Below are 14959 nucleotides of genomic sequence, written 5' to 3'. Positions count from 1 at the left end.
CTACTACTATCTGTCTCGAATCGGGGCACTCTGGCCGAAGCCGATTAACACATGCTTAAGCCTTGATGCCCCCGCCCGCCGTCGCGATTGTTGAACACAGGTTTTCCACACAATGACTTCGCGCTCCAAGACCGCTCTCACAAAATCGGCACTCCGCAAGCCAGCCACCAAGAAATCCCCCGCCAAGAAAAGATTCTCCAAACCTTCGCTCGCCAAGCATTCACTTGCAAAGCCTGCGAGCAAGACCGGCAAGCTTCCAGAGTGGAACCTCGCCGATCTCTATTCCGGGATCGACGCTCCCGAAGTGGCGCGCGATCTCGAAAAAATGGATGCCGACTGCGTCGCCTTCGAGACGGACTACAAAGGCAAGCTGGCAACAGGGACAGCAAACGAAGATGGCGGAAAATGGCTCGCTGAAGCCGTGCGACGCTATGAGGCGATCGACGATCTCGCCGGCCGTCTCGGCTCCTATGCCGGTCTCGTCCATGCCGGCGACAGCGTTGACCCCGCGATTTCAAAGTTTTACGGCGACGTGTCCGAGCGCCTGACGGCGGCGTCGACGCATCTTCTGTTCTTCGCACTCGAGCTCAATCGGATCGATGACGATATTTTGAACCGCGCGATGCAGGCCACCGAGCTCGCCTACTACCGTCCGTGGATCGAAGACTTGCGCAAGGAGAAGCCGTATCAGCTCGACGACAAGCTCGAGCAGGTCTTCCTGGAGAAGGCGCAGACCGGCTATTCAGCCTTCAACCGGCTGTTCGACCAGACCATCTCCAGCCTGCGCTTCAAGGTCGGATCCAAGGAGCTCGCGATCGAGCCGACGCTCAATCTGCTGCAGGACCGCGACGGCACCAAGCGCAAGAGCGCGGCGGAAGCGCTGGCGAAGACCTTCAAGGCCAATGAGCGCACCTTTGCGCTGATCACCAACACGCTGGCCAAGGACAAGGACATCTCCGACCGCTGGCGCGGCTTCAAGGACGTCGCGGATTCCCGCCATCTCAACAACCGGGTCGAGCGCGAGGTGGTGGATGCGCTGGTCGCCTCGGTGCGCGCGGCCTATCCGAAGCTGTCGCATCGCTATTATGCGCTGAAGGCGAAATGGTTCGGCAAGAAGCGGCTGGCCTATTGGGACCGCAACGCGCCGCTGCCGTTTGCGGCCACCGACGTGATCGGCTGGCCCGATGCGCGGAACATGGTGCTGACGGCCTATCGCGGCTTCTCGCCTGAGATGGCCGATATCGCCGAGCGCTTCTTCACCGATCGCTGGATCGACGCGCCGGTGCGGCCGGGCAAGGCGCCGGGCGCCTTCTCGCATCCGACCACGCCGTCGGCGCACCCCTACGTGCTGATGAACTACCAGGGCAAGCCGCGCGACGTGATGACGCTCGCGCATGAGCTTGGCCATGGGGTCCATCAGGTGCTCGCCGCGAAGAACGGCGCGCTGATGGCGCCGACGCCGCTGACGCTGGCGGAGACCGCGAGCGTGTTCGGCGAGATGCTGACCTTCCGGCGGCTGCTGGCCCAGACCAAGAACGCGAAACAGCGTCAGGCGCTGCTCGCCGGCAAGGTCGAGGACATGATCAATACCGTGGTGCGGCAGATCGCGTTCTATTCCTTCGAGCGCGCGGTCCACACCGAGCGCAAGAATGGCGAGCTCACCGCGACGCGGCTCGGCGAGATCTGGCTGTCGGTTCAGGGCGAGAGCTTAGGGCCCGCGATCGAGATCAAGGCGGGCTACGAGAACTACTGGATGTACATCCCGCATTTCATCCATTCGCCGTTCTACGTCTACGCCTATGCCTTCGGCGACTGCCTCGTGAACTCGCTCTACGCCGTCTACGAGAATGCGGCCGAAGGCTTTGCCGAGCGCTATCTCGACATGCTCGCCGCCGGCGGCACCAAGCACTATTCCGAGCTGCTGCGGCCGTTCGGGCTGGATGCCAAGGACCCGAAGTTCTGGGACGGCGGGCTCAGCGTCATCGCCGGGATGATCGACGAGCTGGAGGCGATGGGCTGATGTAGGGGCCGTAAAACATTTGTTGAACGATCGCTTGGGGCATGTTATACAAGTGTATAACGAGGTGCGGGCATGAACGAGAATGCGGGCCCCAAGGATCTGAAGAACGAGTCCACCGTGCTCCAGGTGCGCAAGATAGGCAATTCGATCGGCGTCATCTTGCCGAAGGAGCTCGCGGCTCGCCTGAATCTCAAAGAGGGCGACAAGCTGTTTCCGGTCGAGCAATCGGACGGTGGCGTCCTGCTGACGCCGCGTGATCCCGACTTCGAAAAAGCGATGGAAGTCGCGCGGCGAGGTATGAAGCGTTATCACAACGCCCTCGCCGAGCTTGCCAAATGAGCGAGCCGTTCTGGCTGACGCGTCGGATCATCATTGCGATCCACGACGAACAGCTGGCGATCCACGGCGGTGCAAGCGGCCTTCGAGACGAGGGCATGCTCGAATCCGCGCTCGATCGGCCCAGAAACGAATGGTCTTACGAGAGCGCCGATCTTCCTGAATTGGCGGCGGCATACGCTTTCGGCATCGCGCGCAATCATCCGTTAGTCGACGGCAATAAACGCACGTCTCTGCTGGCGCTGTACACGTTTCTCGGCGTGAACGGCATCGACTTCGTTGTACCCGAGGCAGAAGCGGCAGCCATGATCCTGTCGCTCGCGGCCGGCGAAGTCAGCGAGGAGAGCCTCGCGCGCTGGATCCGCGACAATTGGAATTCCAAATGACCCGATTTGCGGGAAAACCCCGCCTCGGTGCCGTTGCCCTGTTCAAATCTTTAAGGTATCCCAGCCCGAGAATTCGAGTTTCGACTGGGGACATCCATGGCTGACCATAGTGAAGTGGCGTACACCACCGCCGACGGCAACGACTATGTTGCCCACGAGCAGACCTATGAGGGCTTCATCAAACTGGTGAAGTACGGCACGGCCTCGGTCGCGCTCATCGTGATCCTGATGGCGATCTTCCTCACCTGATCCATCGTCTGCCGCACCGCCAGCGTCGTCGGTGCCCACAAAATTTGCATTCAAGCCGGTCCCAAAACCGGTATCCAACGTTGCGGGAGTAACGCTAAGTTCGCGTGCGCGCTTTTTCCCGCGTCGCCGGAGGCCTCATGAAGATTGCCGTTGCCAAGGAAATCGATCCGTCGGAGCCGCGCGTCGCCGCTTCGCCTGACACGGTGAAGAAGTTCAAAGCGCTGGGCGCCGAGCTTGCCGTCGAGCCGGGCGCCGGTATCAAGTCGGGCCTGCCGGATTCCGAATTCACCGCGGCTGGAGCCACCGTCAGCGCCGACGCGCTCAAGGACGCGGACATCATCATCAAGGTGAAGCGCCCCGAGGCGTCCGAGCTCGCGCAGTACAAGCGCGGCGCGCTCGTCATCGCGATCATGGATCCCTACGGCAACGAGGCGGCGCTCAAGACGATGGCCGATGCCGGCATCTCCGCATTCGCCATGGAGCTGATGCCACGCATCACCCGCGCGCAGGTGATGGACGTGCTGTCCTCGCAGGCGAATCTCGCCGGCTACCGCGCCGTGATCGAGGGCGCCGAGGCGTTCGGCCGCGCCTTTCCGATGATGATGACCGCGGCCGGCACCGTGCCCGCGGCCAAGGTGTTCGTGATGGGCGTCGGCGTCGCCGGCCTCCAGGCGATCGCGACCGCGCGCCGTCTCGGCGCCGTCGTCACAGCCACGGACGTGCGTCCCGCCACCAAGGAGCAGGTCGAATCGCTCGGCGCGAAATTCCTCGCGGTCGAGGACGAGGAATTCAAGAACGCACAGACCGCCGGCGGCTACGCCAAGGAAATGTCGAAAGAATACCAGGCCAAGCAGGCCGCGCTCACCGCCGAGCATATCAAGAAGCAGGATATCGTGATCACGACCGCGCTGATTCCGGGCCGGCCGGCGCCCAAGCTCGTCAGCGCCGACATGGTCAGGTCGATGAAGCCGGGTTCGGTGCTGGTCGATCTCGCCGTCGAGCGCGGCGGCAATGTCGAGGGTGCGAAGCCGGGCGAGGTCGTCGACCTCGATGGCATCAGGATCGTCGGCTACACCAACGTCGCCGGCCGCGTCGCGGCTTCGGCTTCCAGCCTCTATGCCCGCAATCTGTTCTCCTTCATCGAGACCATGGTCGACAAGAAAGAGAAGAAGCTCGCCGTTAACTGGGACGATGAGCTGGTCAAGGCCACCGCGCTGACGAAAGACGGCGCCGTGATCCACCCGAACTTCCAGCCCAAATCATCTTAAATCGGGTTTAAGGAGAGCCGCCATGGAGCATGCAGCACAGCTCGTCGACCCCTTCATCTTCCAGCTGTCGATCTTCGTCCTCGCCGTCTTCGTCGGTTATTTCGTCGTCTGGTCGGTGACGCCGGCGCTGCATACGCCGCTGATGAGCGTCACCAACGCGATCTCCTCGGTGATCGTGGTCGGCGCGCTGCTCGCGGTGGGTGTCGGCATGATTTCGAGCGGCTCGGGCTGGGCGCGCGGCTTCGGCTTCGTCGCGCTCGTCTTCGCCTGCGTGAACATTTTCGGCGGCTTCCTCGTCACCCAGCGCATGCTGGCGATGTACAAGAAAAAGTCGAAGTGAGCGGCCACCTCGGGCTGAAGGGATCAATGGGGACCTGAGATGAGCGCCAATCTCTCTGCATTCTTGTATCTCGTGGCGGGGGTGCTGTTCATCCTGTCGCTGCGCGGGCTGTCGAGCCCGGCAACCTCGCGCCAGGGCAATCTGTTCGGCATGATCGGCATGGCGATCGCGGTCGCCACCACGCTCGCAAGCCATCCGCCGGCCGACGGCGTGGCGTGGATCCTCGTCATCCTCGCGGTCGCGATCGGCGGCGGCGTCGGCGCGGTGATCGCCCGCCGCGTGCCGATGACCTCGATGCCGGAACTGGTCGCCGCTTTCCACTCGCTGGTCGGCATGGCCGCAGTGCTGGTCGCGGCCGGCGCGTTCTACGCGCCGGAGGCCTTCGGCATCGGGACCCCCGGCAACATCCATCCGCAGAGCCTGGTCGAGATGTCGCTCGGCGTCGCCATCGGCGCGCTGACCTTCACCGGCTCGGTGATCGCGTTCCTGAAGCTGTCGGCGCGCATGAGCGGTGCGCCGATCATCCTGCCGTTCCGCCACATCATCAACATCGCGCTGGCCCTGGCGCTGGTGTTCTTCATCGTCGGCCTCGTGCTGTCAGGCAGCGCGTTCGACTTCTGGATGATCGTCATCCTCGCGCTGGCGCTCGGCGTGCTCATGATCATCCCGATCGGCGGCGCCGACATGCCGGTCGTGATCTCGATGCTGAACTCCTATTCCGGCTGGGCCGCGGCCGGCATCGGCTTCACGCTCGGCAATTCCGCGCTGATCATCACCGGCGCGCTGGTCGGCTCTTCCGGCGCGATCCTGTCCTACATCATGTGCCACGCGATGAACCGGTCCTTCATCTCGGTCATCCTCGGCGGCTTCGGCGGCGAGACTGCCGTGGCCGGCGGGGGCAGCGGCGAGCAGAAGCCGGCCAAGCTCGGCTCGGCGGACGATGCCGCCTTCATCATGAAGAACGCCTCCAAGGTCATCATCGTGCCCGGTTACGGCATGGCGGTGGCGCAGGCCCAGCACGCGCTGCGCGAAATGGCCGACATGCTGAAGAAGGAAGGCGTCGAGGTGAAATACGCAATTCATCCGGTGGCCGGCCGCATGCCAGGCCACATGAACGTGCTGCTCGCGGAAGCCAACGTGCCCTATGACGAGGTGTTCGAGCTCGAGGACATCAACTCCGAATTCGCGCAGGCCGACATCGCCTTCGTGATCGGCGCCAACGACGTCACCAACCCCGCGGCCGAAGAGGACAAGTCCTCGCCGATCTACGGCATGCCGGTGCTCCAGGTCTGGAAGGCCGGCACCGTGATGTTCATCAAGCGCTCGCTCGCCTCGGGTTACGCGGGCATCGACAATCCGCTGTTCTATCGCGACAACACCATGATGCTGCTCGGCGACGCCAAGAAGGTCACCGAGAACATCGTCAAGGCGATGTAGCGCGAGGCGCGCCGACCGTGGCTATCAACGAGGAATGGCACCGGTCCCATCCGATGCCCCCCAAAGCGACGCGCGAGCAGCGCGTCGTCTGGCACGCTGCTCACGAGCAGGCGTGCGGCTGCCGCGATGTTCCGGCGAGCCTTCGGCCCGATGTCATGAAATTGCTGCGGAGTCGTCGCAAGCCGTAAGTCTCATCGAGAGGCGGGCCGCGCAATGATGACCATCGTCAAGTGGATCGCCATTGCGCTGGTGACCGTCTATTGCGCCGGGCTCCTCGTGCTGTATGTCCGGCAGCGCGAGATGCTGTTTCCGATCCCGCCCGTCGGCCGCACCGCACCCGATGCTGCCGGACTTCCCGAGGCGGAAGAGCACGTGCTGACCACGTCGGACGGCGAGAGAGTCGTCGTCTGGCACGTGCCGGCCAGGCCAGGTCATTCCGTGATTCTATACTTCCCCGGCAATGGCGATTTTCTCGCCGGCCGCGTCAGCCGTTTCAAGGCGATGACCGCCGACGGCACCGGCCTCGTTGCCTTGTCGTATCGTGGCTATGCCGGCTCGAGCGGGACACCGAGCGAACGGGGCCTGCTGCGCGACGCCGCAGCCGCCTACGCTTTCACCACTGCGCGCTATGGAGCGGAACGTATCGTCGTCTGGGGCTTTTCGCTCGGGACGGGCGTGGCAGTTGCGCTCGCATCCGAACACCCGATCGGCAGGCTGATCCTGGAAGCGCCTTATACCTCGACGGTCGACATCGCCGCACTAGCATTCCGGTTCGTGCCGGTGCGCCTCCTGATGCGCGACCAGTTTCGTTCGGACGAACGGATCGCGCGCGTCACGGTGCCGCTGTTGGTGATGCATGGCACCAATGACCTTGTCATTTCGATCATATTCGGAGAGCGTCTGTTCGCGCTCGCGCGCGAACCGAAGCAGTTCGTTCGCTTTGCGGGTGGCGGACACGACAATCTCGACGCCTTCGGTGCGGTCGAAAAGGCAAGGCAATTCATTGGATCCTAAGCGAATCGTCACGCGGCTCTGGAGCCAGGCCCTCGCCGCCATCCTGACATTGTTGCCGCAGCAGGCGTGGGCCGCGACCGGGCTCGACGGCGCGGCGATGCGCTGGCCCTATGCGCTGCCCTTTGCCGGCCTGTTGCTGTCGATCGCTCTGGGGCCGCTGCTGTTCGCAAAATTCTGGCACCACCATTACGGCAAGTTCGCCGCGGCCTGGTCGCTGCTGGCGCTCGCCTCGCTCGTCTTCTTTGCCGGCGGCATGGCGACGCTGGCGGCGCTCGTTCACGCCGTGCTGGTCGAATATCTCGGCTTCATCGTGCTGCTGTTCTCGCTCTATGTCGTGGCCGGCGGCGTCCTCATCACCGGAGACATCAAGGCGACACCGGCGACCAATGCCGGCATCCTCGCGCTTGGCACGCTGGGGGCGAGCATCGTCGGTACCACGGGTGCCGCGATGATCCTGATCCGCCCCTTGATCCGCGCCAACCGGCCGCGACGCCACAACACCCATGTCGTCATCTTCTTCATCGTCCTGGTGGCCAATGTCGGCGGCGCGCTGAGCCCGCTCGGCGATCCCCCGCTCTTCGTCGGCTTCCTGCACGGCGTCGACTTCTTCTGGACCACGCGGGCCCTCTGGTTGCAGACCGCGATCGTGGCCGGACTGCTGCTCGCGATTTTCGTCGCCGTCGACGTCTGGCATTTCCGGAGCGAGCCGCTCGCTGACACCGGCCCGGCGCAGCCGGTCCGCATCCGCGGCCTCGTCAATCTGGTGCTGATCGCGGCCATCGTCGCGAGCCTGCTGGCCTCGGCGATGTGGAAGCCCGGCATAGCCTTCGACATTCTCGGCACCAAGCTGGACCTCGAGGACGTCGTCCGCAATCTGGCGCTGCTGGCCATTGCGGCGCTGTCGGTGTGGCTGACGCCCGACGAGCACAGGCAGGCCAACGGTTTCACCTGGGAGCCCATCCGCGAGGTCGCAAAGCTGTTCGCCGGCATCTTCGTCGCCATCATCCCGGTCATTGCCATGCTCAATGCTGGCAATGATGGTGCGTTCGCATGGCTGCTCTCCGCCGTGACCGAGCCGGACGGAGCGCCGCGCGAGGTCGCCTATTTCTGGTTCACCGGCCTGATGTCCGCGTTCCTCGACAATGCTCCGACCTATCTGTTGTTCTTCGAGCTCGCCGGCGGCGACCCGCAAGTGCTGATGCACGAGCTCTCGGGTACGCTTGCCTCGATCTCGATGGGGGCCGTCTACATGGGAGCGCTCACCTATATCGGCAACGCGCCAAACTTTATGGTGAGCAGCATTGCCAGCGAGAGCGGCATCGAGATGCCGAGTTTCTTCGGCTATCTCCTGCGCGCGGGTGCCGTGCTGATCCCCCTGTTCCTGCTGCTGACGTTCCTGCCGGTCGCCCCGATCCTGCACTGGCATTGAATCTGCCGGCCGATTTGCTACTGCTCATTCAAGCAAATGGAAGTGGTGGATGAGCGCGCACAATCCGATGCCCCGGTCGGCCTGGATCTTCCCGGGGCTGGCCGTGCTGTTGTTCGCAGCCGTCAGCGCGACGGACTATGTGTTCACGCTGTCGCTCGGCGGGCTCGTCTTCGCCGTCGTCCTCCTGGTCATCCTGTTCGGCACCGTGTTCGCCGCGGTTCATCATGCCGAGGTGATCGCGGAGCGGGTCGGCGAACCCTATGGCACGCTGGTGCTGACGCTTTCGGTGACCATCATCGAGGTCGCGCTGATCACCACGATCATGCTGGGCGACAAGCCTGCCCCGGCACTGGCGCGCGACACCGTATTCGCCGTCGTCATGATCGTCTGCAACGGCCTCGTTGGCCTCTGCATCTTCATCGGCGGCCTGCGCTATCGCGAGCAGGGCTTCCAGCTCTCAGGGGCCAACGTCTATCTCAGCGTGCTGTTCGCGCTTGCGACCATCACGCTGATCCTGCCGAACTACACCACCACCACGCCGGGGCCGGTCTATTCGGCGATTCAGCTCGGCTTCGTCGACGTTGTCACGCTCGCGCTTTATGCGGTGTTTCTCTACACCCAGACCGTCCTGCACAAGGATTACTTCGTTCATGAACGGGCCGAGGGCGAGGGCGCGGAGGTGCACCTGTCGGCCGGGGCGCTCGCGCTCACGGTAGCGCTGCTCCTGGTCTCGCTTCTGGCGGTCGTGCTGCTGTCCAAGAAATTCTCGCTGGTGGTCGATGCCGTCGGCGCCAGGATCGGCGCGCCATCGGCCTTCGCCGGCCTTCTGGTCGCGCTGCTGATCCTGATGCCCGAAGGCGTCGCGGCCATTGCCGCGGCCCGCAGGAACAACCTTCAGAAAAGCATCAATCTCGCGCTCGGCTCGTCGCTGGCGACCATCGGTCTGACGATCCCTGCCGTCGGTGTCGCCACCTATGCGCTCGACAAGGAACTCGAACTCGGCCTGAACGCCCAGGGCAGCGTCCTTTTGCTGCTGACCTTCTTCCTGAGCATGCTGACCTTCGGCACGGGCCGGACCAATGTCCTGTTCGGACTGGTCCATATGGTGGTATTTGCCGTCTACGTGTTTATGGTTTTCGTGCCGTGAAGCGCTAAAGGAGAGTTTCGATGCTTGCCGCCAAATCCGAGGTCCAGGTCGACAACGAGCAGGTCCGGGTGACCGAATGGCGGCTTGCCCCGGGTAGCGCTACCGGGCATCACACCCATGGGATGGACTACGTGATTGTTCCGGTCGTTGCCGGCGAGATGACCATCGTGGCGCCCGGTGGCGAACGGTCCAAGGCGCAGCTCGCCGCCGGAAAATCCTACTTCCGCAAGGCCGGCGTCCAACACGACGTACTTAACGAAACCTCAACTGAGATCGTGTTCCTTGAGATCGAGCTGAAGCCGTAAAGTCCGGCGTTACCCTTTGCCATTGATCCGTCGCAGTTGATCCCTCACAATGCCCTAAAGTTCCCGCATCAGATCGCGCGGGGAGTGGCCGAGAAATGCTGAAATACCTCGCTAAAATCTCGATGGATATTTTCCCCTCGGTGCTCGCGACGATCATCGGGGCGTACATCGTTAATCATTACATCAACGCCAAGCCGGCGGCCGATGCCCCCGCGGCCGTTGTTGCGCCCGCCGACGCCGGCCAGAACGGCAAGCCTGCTGATGTCGCCAACCTCCCTGCGCCCGGCGTCAAGGCCAAGGGCATCGCCGAGAAGAGCGTGACCGACAAACCGGCAGCCGACAAGGCGGCCGATCATCATCCGGTCGCCGAGCCCAAGGGGGCTGAGAAGGCCGCCGAGAAGGCTCCGGATGTGGCGCCGGCCGAGAGCCCGCGCGCCAAGCCGTCCGCCCGTGAAAAGGCGGTCGCCAAGTCTACGCCGGCCGTGACCGCACCTGCGTCGGTGGTCGAGGCCAATTCGGCGCCGGCTGCTGCCGCTCCGGCCGCAACCCCCGATGCCAACGATCTCGTACGTGCCGCGATCGAGCGCCTGCGCAAGTCGCCTGAGGGCAGGTCCGTTGAAGGCAGGTCCGCTGAGGCCAGATCTTCCGAAACCAAGCCTGCCGAGCTCAAGTCGTCCGAGGCCAAGCCAACCGAGAGGTCCGCGGAGCCTGCGGTGCGGGAAGCTGCCCGCACGCCGGAGGCGCCGCGGGTCATTGGCATGGAGCCATCCACGGTCCGTCCGCTGCCGCCGCCGATCACGGTCTCGACGCCCTCATCTGAGGCCTATGGCAATGGCGGCTCCAATCCGTCCTACACGGCCTCGGTCGGCAGCGACGATCCGAATCGGGTGACGCCGCCGGCCGACATTCCAGTGCCGGTCATAGCGCCCCCGCTCGACCTGCGTGCCGATGTTGGTGCCTCCATGCCGCGGCCGAGGAAGACCAATGTCGCCGACGAGATGCTGTCGGGCATGAAGTCGATGTTCAACTCCGTTCTGCCGAAGAGCGCCACGCCCGATTAAGACTGGCCCGCGCTGCGCCAGACCGTCAGCCGCCGACGCGGGCGAGGCCGCTGCGGGCGGCGTCATCGCGTGGACGTAACGCGACGGCCTTGGTGTAGGACGCCGCCGCCTTGGCCCTGTCCCCCAAACGCTCATAGGCCTGTCCGCGCGTGGTCCAGACCTGGGCATTGTGCGGATCGGCCTCGGAGGCTTCATCGAGATCGGCTGCGGCCTCCTTGAGCTTGCCGATCGCGAGATAGCTGGTGGCGCGGCCGAGCAGAGGCTCGACCTTCTGCGGGTTGAGCCCGCTCGCGGCGCCGAAATCGGCGATCGCGAAGTTGTGCTGGTTATTGCCCTGGTAGATCAGGGCGCGGCCATAGAGTGCCTGCGCATTGTAGGGATCGAGCCCGACGGCGCGATTGAACTCGTCGAGCGCTGCCGCGGTCTCCCCTGACTTCGCCAGGGACTGGGCCTTTGCAGTGTGGGCCTGAGCTTCGGTGACGTTGCCGGCGCTCACCGTGCTCTCGGCAGGCGCCTCTGCCTTGGGCGTCTCCTGGGGCTTGTCCTTCGCCGGGATCAACGATCCCAGATCGAAGGAGCAGCCGCATAGCGCGATCCCCATCAAGCCCAACACGAGCGGCTGCTGCCAGATCCGGCGTCGCCACGCCAAGCTGCGCTGAGGGAAAGGGGAAGCCATCGACGGTTCGCTCGCGCTAAAGCATGATCCGGCAAAGTGTGCCGCGGTTTTCTCTCGCGACAAACGCGGAACGCGTTTGCGCGGAGATCGTGCTCAAACAACTACCTAAATCGCGATGACCATTCATCCAACTTTATCGCGCTTTAGCGCCGCATCGGTCGTGCCCCGTCCCGCGAAGGCACCGCTCACAAACAATAACGCGGGCCAAGGGCCCGCGTCATCGAAAACCGAGATCTTAAAGGTTCGGCAAATCAGCGCGGTCCGCGCGGACCTGCACCGGGGCCGCCACGACCGCCGCGATCACCGCCCGGGCCTGCGCCGAACACCGGCTTCGGCTTCATCGGCAGCAGGCCTTCGCGCTGCAGCTTCTTGCGGGCCAGCTTGCGCGCACGGCGCACGGCTTCGGCCTTTTCGCGGGCCTTCTTTTCGGAGGGCTTCTCGTAGTGACCGCGGAGCTTCATCTCGCGGAAAATGCCCTCGCGCTGCATCTTCTTCTTCAGCGCCTTGAGAGCTTGATCGACGTTGTTATCGCGAACGAGAACCTGCACGCGGCATCCTCTTCAGTAGATCGGATTTGAATTCTGGTAAGTCAAAGGGGATGGCAAAAAGCCGGGCGCCCTTGGCCTTGAGCGCGCGGATGTATCAGACAAAACCTTGGATGTCCACCGGCCAAGCGGGTTTTCGGGCCAAGTTCGGCCATTAAATGCGGCGAAAATACCTCCACGCGGCCCCGATTTGGGCGATTCGACGCCAATGGCGAGGCCGCAACCGGAGCTTTGTTCCGGAATCTTGAAATCAGGGGACCACAATGGACATGAAAAAATATGCTGCCGAAGCCATCGGCACCTTCTGGCTCACATTCGCAGGTTGTGGCAGCGCAGTGATCGCGGCCGGCTTCCCGCAGGTCGGAATCGGCCTGGTCGGCGTGTCCCTGGCTTTCGGCCTGAGCGTCGTCACGATGGCCTACGCGATTGGCCACATCTCGGGCTGTCATCTCAATCCGGCTGTCACGGTCGGCCTTGCCGCCGGCGGGCGCTTTCCGGCCGGACAGATCCTGCCCTACGTGATCGCGCAGGTGGCCGGCGCGGTCGTTGCCGCGTGCCTCCTCTATGTCATCGCGAGCGGGGCGCCCGGATTCGACGTCAGCAAGGGCTTTGCCTCCAACGGCTATGATGCGCATTCGCCCGGCCAGTACAGCATGATGGTGTGCTTCCTCACCGAGGTGGTGATGACCATGATGTTCCTGTTCATCATCATGGGTGCCACTCATGGCCGCGCGCCGGCGGGCTTCGCACCGCTCGCGATCGGGCTTGCGCTGGTGATGATCCATCTCGTCAGCATTCCCGTCACCAACACCTCGGTGAACCCGGCGCGCAGCACGGGCCCGGCACTGTTTGTCGGGGGCTGGGCGCTGTCACAGCTCTGGCTGTTCTGGGTTGCACCGCTGATCGGCGGCGCGCTGGGCGGGGTGATCTATCGCTGGCTCAGCGAGGAGCCCACCGGCGTCGTCGCGGGCGTGAAGACGGCGTAATCGCAAAGGGGATCGCGGCCAGCAGCTGCGGTCCCCTCATTCGCCCTGTGGCGGCCGGACCTTGGTGACATGGCCCATCTTGCGGCCCGGGCGCGGAGCGCCCTTGCCGTAGATGTGCACGGTCGCGCCCGGCACGCTCAGCCATCTTTCGTAATCGTAGATCTCGTCGCCGATCAGGTTGGTCATGGTCACGACTTCGCCGTGGCGCACGGGCTTGCCGAGCGGCCAGCCGGCGATGGCGCGGATGTGCTGCTCGAACTGCGAGACCGAGGCGCCATCGAGCGTCCAGTGCCCGGAATTGTGCACGCGCGGAGCGATCTCGTTGACCAGCACCTTCGGTCCGGTGCCATTGGCGAGCACGAACATCTCGACGGCGAGCACGCCGACATAGTCGAGCGCGCCTGCGATCTTTCCGGCGATGCTGCGCGCTTCCTCGGCGAGCGCATCCGGAATCGGCGCGGGCGCGCGCGATATCTTCAGGATGTGGTCGCGGTGCTCGTTCTCGGTGACGTCGAAACACTCGACCTCGCCTGCGGCCGAGCGCGCGGCGATCACGGAAATCTCGCGCTCGAACGGCACGAAGGCCTCCAGGATCGCCGATTTGGTGGCGAGGCTGGTCCACACCTTCGCGATGTCGTCGCCGTCGCGGATGATGACCTGGCCCTTGCCGTCATAACCGAAGCGGCGGGTTTTCAGCACGGCCGGAAGGCCGATCCTGGCGATCGCCTCGCGCAGGGAGGGGACGGAGGTGACGTCGGCATAGGCTGCGGTTCCGATGCCGAGCCGCGTGACGAAATCCTTCTCGGCAAGACGGTCCTGGGTGGTCTCGAGGATCTTGCGGTTGGGCAGCACGGGTCGGCGCGCATCCAGCACCATCGCGGCTGCCGCGGGCACGTTCTCGAATTCATAGGTGATGACGTCGACGTCGTTGGCGAACAGTTCGAGCGCTTCGACATCGGCATATTCTGCGCAGGTCGCGTTCAGCACGACGTCGAAAGCCGGCGAGTCCGGATCGGGCGAGAACACCTGGCAGCGCAGGCCGAGCCGGGCAGCAGCCATGGCCAGCATCCGGCCCAATTGTCCGCCGCCGAGGATTCCGATGGTGTCACCGGGCTTCAGCTTCACATGCCTGGTGTCGGTCACGCCTTGTCCTCCGGGCGCTCGGCGACCGCCTCAGTTTGCGCCTTGCGCCAGGCGGCAAGGCGATCGGACAGGGCCGGATCGGACAATGCCAGCACGGCGGCCGCCAGCAGCGCGGCGTTGATCGCACCGGCCTTGCCGATGGCGAGGGTGCCGACCGGGACACCCGCCGGCATCTGGACGATCGAATAGAGCGAATCGACGCCCTTGAGCGTCTTGGATTCGACGGGAACGCCGAATACCGGGAGTTCCGTCAGTGCCGCCGCCATGCCGGGCAGATGTGCAGCCCCACCGGCGCCCGCGATGATGACCTGGTAACCCGCAGCCTTGGCGCCCTTGGCGAAAGCAAACAGCCGGTCGGGCGTGCGATGTGCCGAGACGACGCGGCTGTCGGCGGCAATGCCGAGCGCGTCAAGCGTGTCGGCAGCATGCCGCATCGTGTCCCAGTCCGACTGGCTTCCCATGATGATGGCGATCGGCGCGGTCATGACGTTAATTGTGCCCGGAAAAACAGAAAGATAGGCCAGATTTACGGTTCCGGCCGGCGGCTCGCAAGGCGGTGGCAAGGAGAAGGGAATCCACTATCCTGTCTTGGTGAATCCCCGCAAGCCTTCATTGAG

The 14959-nt window shown here is 64.1% G+C and carries 17 protein-coding genes; 13 read left to right on the top strand and 4 right to left on the bottom strand.

Going from position 1 to position 14959, the window contains the following annotated elements; translation table 11 throughout:
* The first annotated feature begins 112 nt into the window (after positions 1 to 112).
* The 12 genes from H1B27_RS29620 to H1B27_RS29565 all read left to right on the top strand — a co-directional run bounded on the left by H1B27_RS29620 (position 113) and on the right by H1B27_RS29565 (position 10992).
* On the top strand, positions 113 to 2020 hold the full coding sequence (locus H1B27_RS29620; protein WP_197968492.1) for a M3 family oligoendopeptidase: 1908 nt from the start codon (positions 113 to 115) through the stop codon (positions 2018 to 2020).
* 72 nt (positions 2021 to 2092) lie between these two features.
* Positions 2093 to 2359 (top strand): AbrB/MazE/SpoVT family DNA-binding domain-containing protein, encoded by a 267-nt coding sequence (locus H1B27_RS29615; protein ID WP_061880835.1) that lies wholly within the window; start codon positions 2093 to 2095, stop codon positions 2357 to 2359.
* Positions 2356 to 2742, top strand: a complete 387-nt coding sequence (locus H1B27_RS29610; RefSeq protein ID WP_061880834.1) for a type II toxin-antitoxin system death-on-curing family toxin — start codon at positions 2356 to 2358, stop codon at positions 2740 to 2742. Before H1B27_RS29615 ends, H1B27_RS29610 begins: the two co-directional genes overlap by 4 nt.
* A 96-nt stretch (positions 2743 to 2838) precedes the next feature.
* Positions 2839 to 2991 (top strand): aa3-type cytochrome c oxidase subunit IV, encoded by a 153-nt coding sequence (locus tag H1B27_RS29605; RefSeq protein WP_008136857.1) that lies wholly within the window; start codon positions 2839 to 2841, stop codon positions 2989 to 2991.
* Positions 2992 to 3128: 137 nt separating this feature from the next.
* On the top strand, positions 3129 to 4259 hold the full coding sequence (locus H1B27_RS29600) for a Re/Si-specific NAD(P)(+) transhydrogenase subunit alpha (protein ID WP_061880833.1): 1131 nt from the start codon (positions 3129 to 3131) through the stop codon (positions 4257 to 4259).
* Between the two features lie 22 nt (positions 4260 to 4281).
* Positions 4282 to 4599: a proton-translocating transhydrogenase family protein gene (locus H1B27_RS29595; protein WP_028180801.1), complete on the top strand. Its 318-nt coding sequence runs from the start codon at positions 4282 to 4284 to the stop codon at positions 4597 to 4599.
* Positions 4600 to 4638: 39 nt separating this feature from the next.
* Entirely contained in the window at positions 4639 to 6036 is a 1398-nt protein-coding gene (locus tag H1B27_RS29590; protein WP_197968491.1) for an NAD(P)(+) transhydrogenase (Re/Si-specific) subunit beta, read from the top strand.
* A gap of 216 nt (positions 6037 to 6252) precedes the next feature.
* Positions 6253 to 7050, top strand: coding sequence for an alpha/beta hydrolase (locus H1B27_RS29585; RefSeq protein ID WP_197968510.1), 798 nt, complete (start codon positions 6253 to 6255; stop codon positions 7048 to 7050).
* Between the two features lie 97 nt (positions 7051 to 7147).
* Complete coding sequence (locus H1B27_RS29580; RefSeq protein ID WP_376709008.1) at positions 7148 to 8479, top strand: sodium:proton antiporter; 1332 nt, start codon at positions 7148 to 7150, stop codon at positions 8477 to 8479.
* A 49-nt stretch (positions 8480 to 8528) separates the two neighbouring features.
* On the top strand, positions 8529 to 9626 hold the full coding sequence (locus tag H1B27_RS29575) for a calcium:cation antiporter (protein WP_061880830.1): 1098 nt from the start codon (positions 8529 to 8531) through the stop codon (positions 9624 to 9626).
* Between the two features lie 20 nt (positions 9627 to 9646).
* The gene (locus H1B27_RS29570; RefSeq protein WP_014492439.1) at positions 9647 to 9931 is read left to right on the top strand and encodes a cupin domain-containing protein; all 285 of its coding nucleotides are present in this window, start codon (positions 9647 to 9649) and stop codon (positions 9929 to 9931) included.
* A gap of 95 nt (positions 9932 to 10026) precedes the next feature.
* A complete protein-coding gene (locus H1B27_RS29565; protein WP_197968489.1) occupies positions 10027 to 10992 on the top strand; it encodes a hypothetical protein in 966 nt (321 codons plus the stop codon).
* A gap of 25 nt (positions 10993 to 11017) precedes the next feature.
* Here H1B27_RS29565 and H1B27_RS29560 read toward each other — a convergent pair whose 3' ends face one another.
* Together H1B27_RS29560 and rpsU are read right to left on the bottom strand one after the other, a co-directional pair.
* Positions 11018 to 11668: a tetratricopeptide repeat protein gene (locus H1B27_RS29560; RefSeq protein WP_197968488.1), complete on the bottom strand. Its 651-nt coding sequence runs from the start codon at positions 11666 to 11668 to the stop codon at positions 11018 to 11020.
* A gap of 251 nt (positions 11669 to 11919) precedes the next feature.
* A complete protein-coding gene (gene rpsU / locus H1B27_RS29555; RefSeq protein ID WP_008546194.1) occupies positions 11920 to 12216 on the bottom strand; it encodes a 30S ribosomal protein S21 in 297 nt (98 codons plus the stop codon).
* Positions 12217 to 12476: 260 nt separating this feature from the next.
* On the opposite strand from rpsU, the gene aqpZ reads away from it, so the two are divergent.
* Positions 12477 to 13199: an aquaporin Z gene (aqpZ, locus tag H1B27_RS29550; protein WP_061880827.1), complete on the top strand. Its 723-nt coding sequence runs from the start codon at positions 12477 to 12479 to the stop codon at positions 13197 to 13199.
* Between the two features lie 36 nt (positions 13200 to 13235).
* Here the strand turns inward: aqpZ and H1B27_RS29545 are convergent, their stop codons facing one another.
* Both H1B27_RS29545 and purE read right to left on the bottom strand, forming a co-directional pair.
* Positions 13236 to 14342 carry a 5-(carboxyamino)imidazole ribonucleotide synthase gene (locus H1B27_RS29545; RefSeq protein WP_197968487.1) on the bottom strand — a complete coding sequence of 369 codons (1107 nt, stop codon included), beginning with the start codon at positions 14340 to 14342 and terminating at the stop codon, positions 13236 to 13238.
* Positions 14339 to 14827 carry a 5-(carboxyamino)imidazole ribonucleotide mutase gene (purE, locus tag H1B27_RS29540; RefSeq protein ID WP_028181612.1) on the bottom strand — a complete coding sequence of 163 codons (489 nt, stop codon included), beginning with the start codon at positions 14825 to 14827 and terminating at the stop codon, positions 14339 to 14341. Before purE ends, H1B27_RS29545 begins: the two co-directional genes overlap by 4 nt.
* Positions 14828 to 14959 lie beyond the last annotated feature (132 nt).

Source organism: Bradyrhizobium diversitatis, assembly GCF_016031635.1.
Taxonomy (GTDB): domain Bacteria; phylum Pseudomonadota; class Alphaproteobacteria; order Rhizobiales; family Xanthobacteraceae; genus Bradyrhizobium; species Bradyrhizobium diversitatis.
This window is presented reverse-complemented; position numbering and strand designations above follow the sequence as displayed.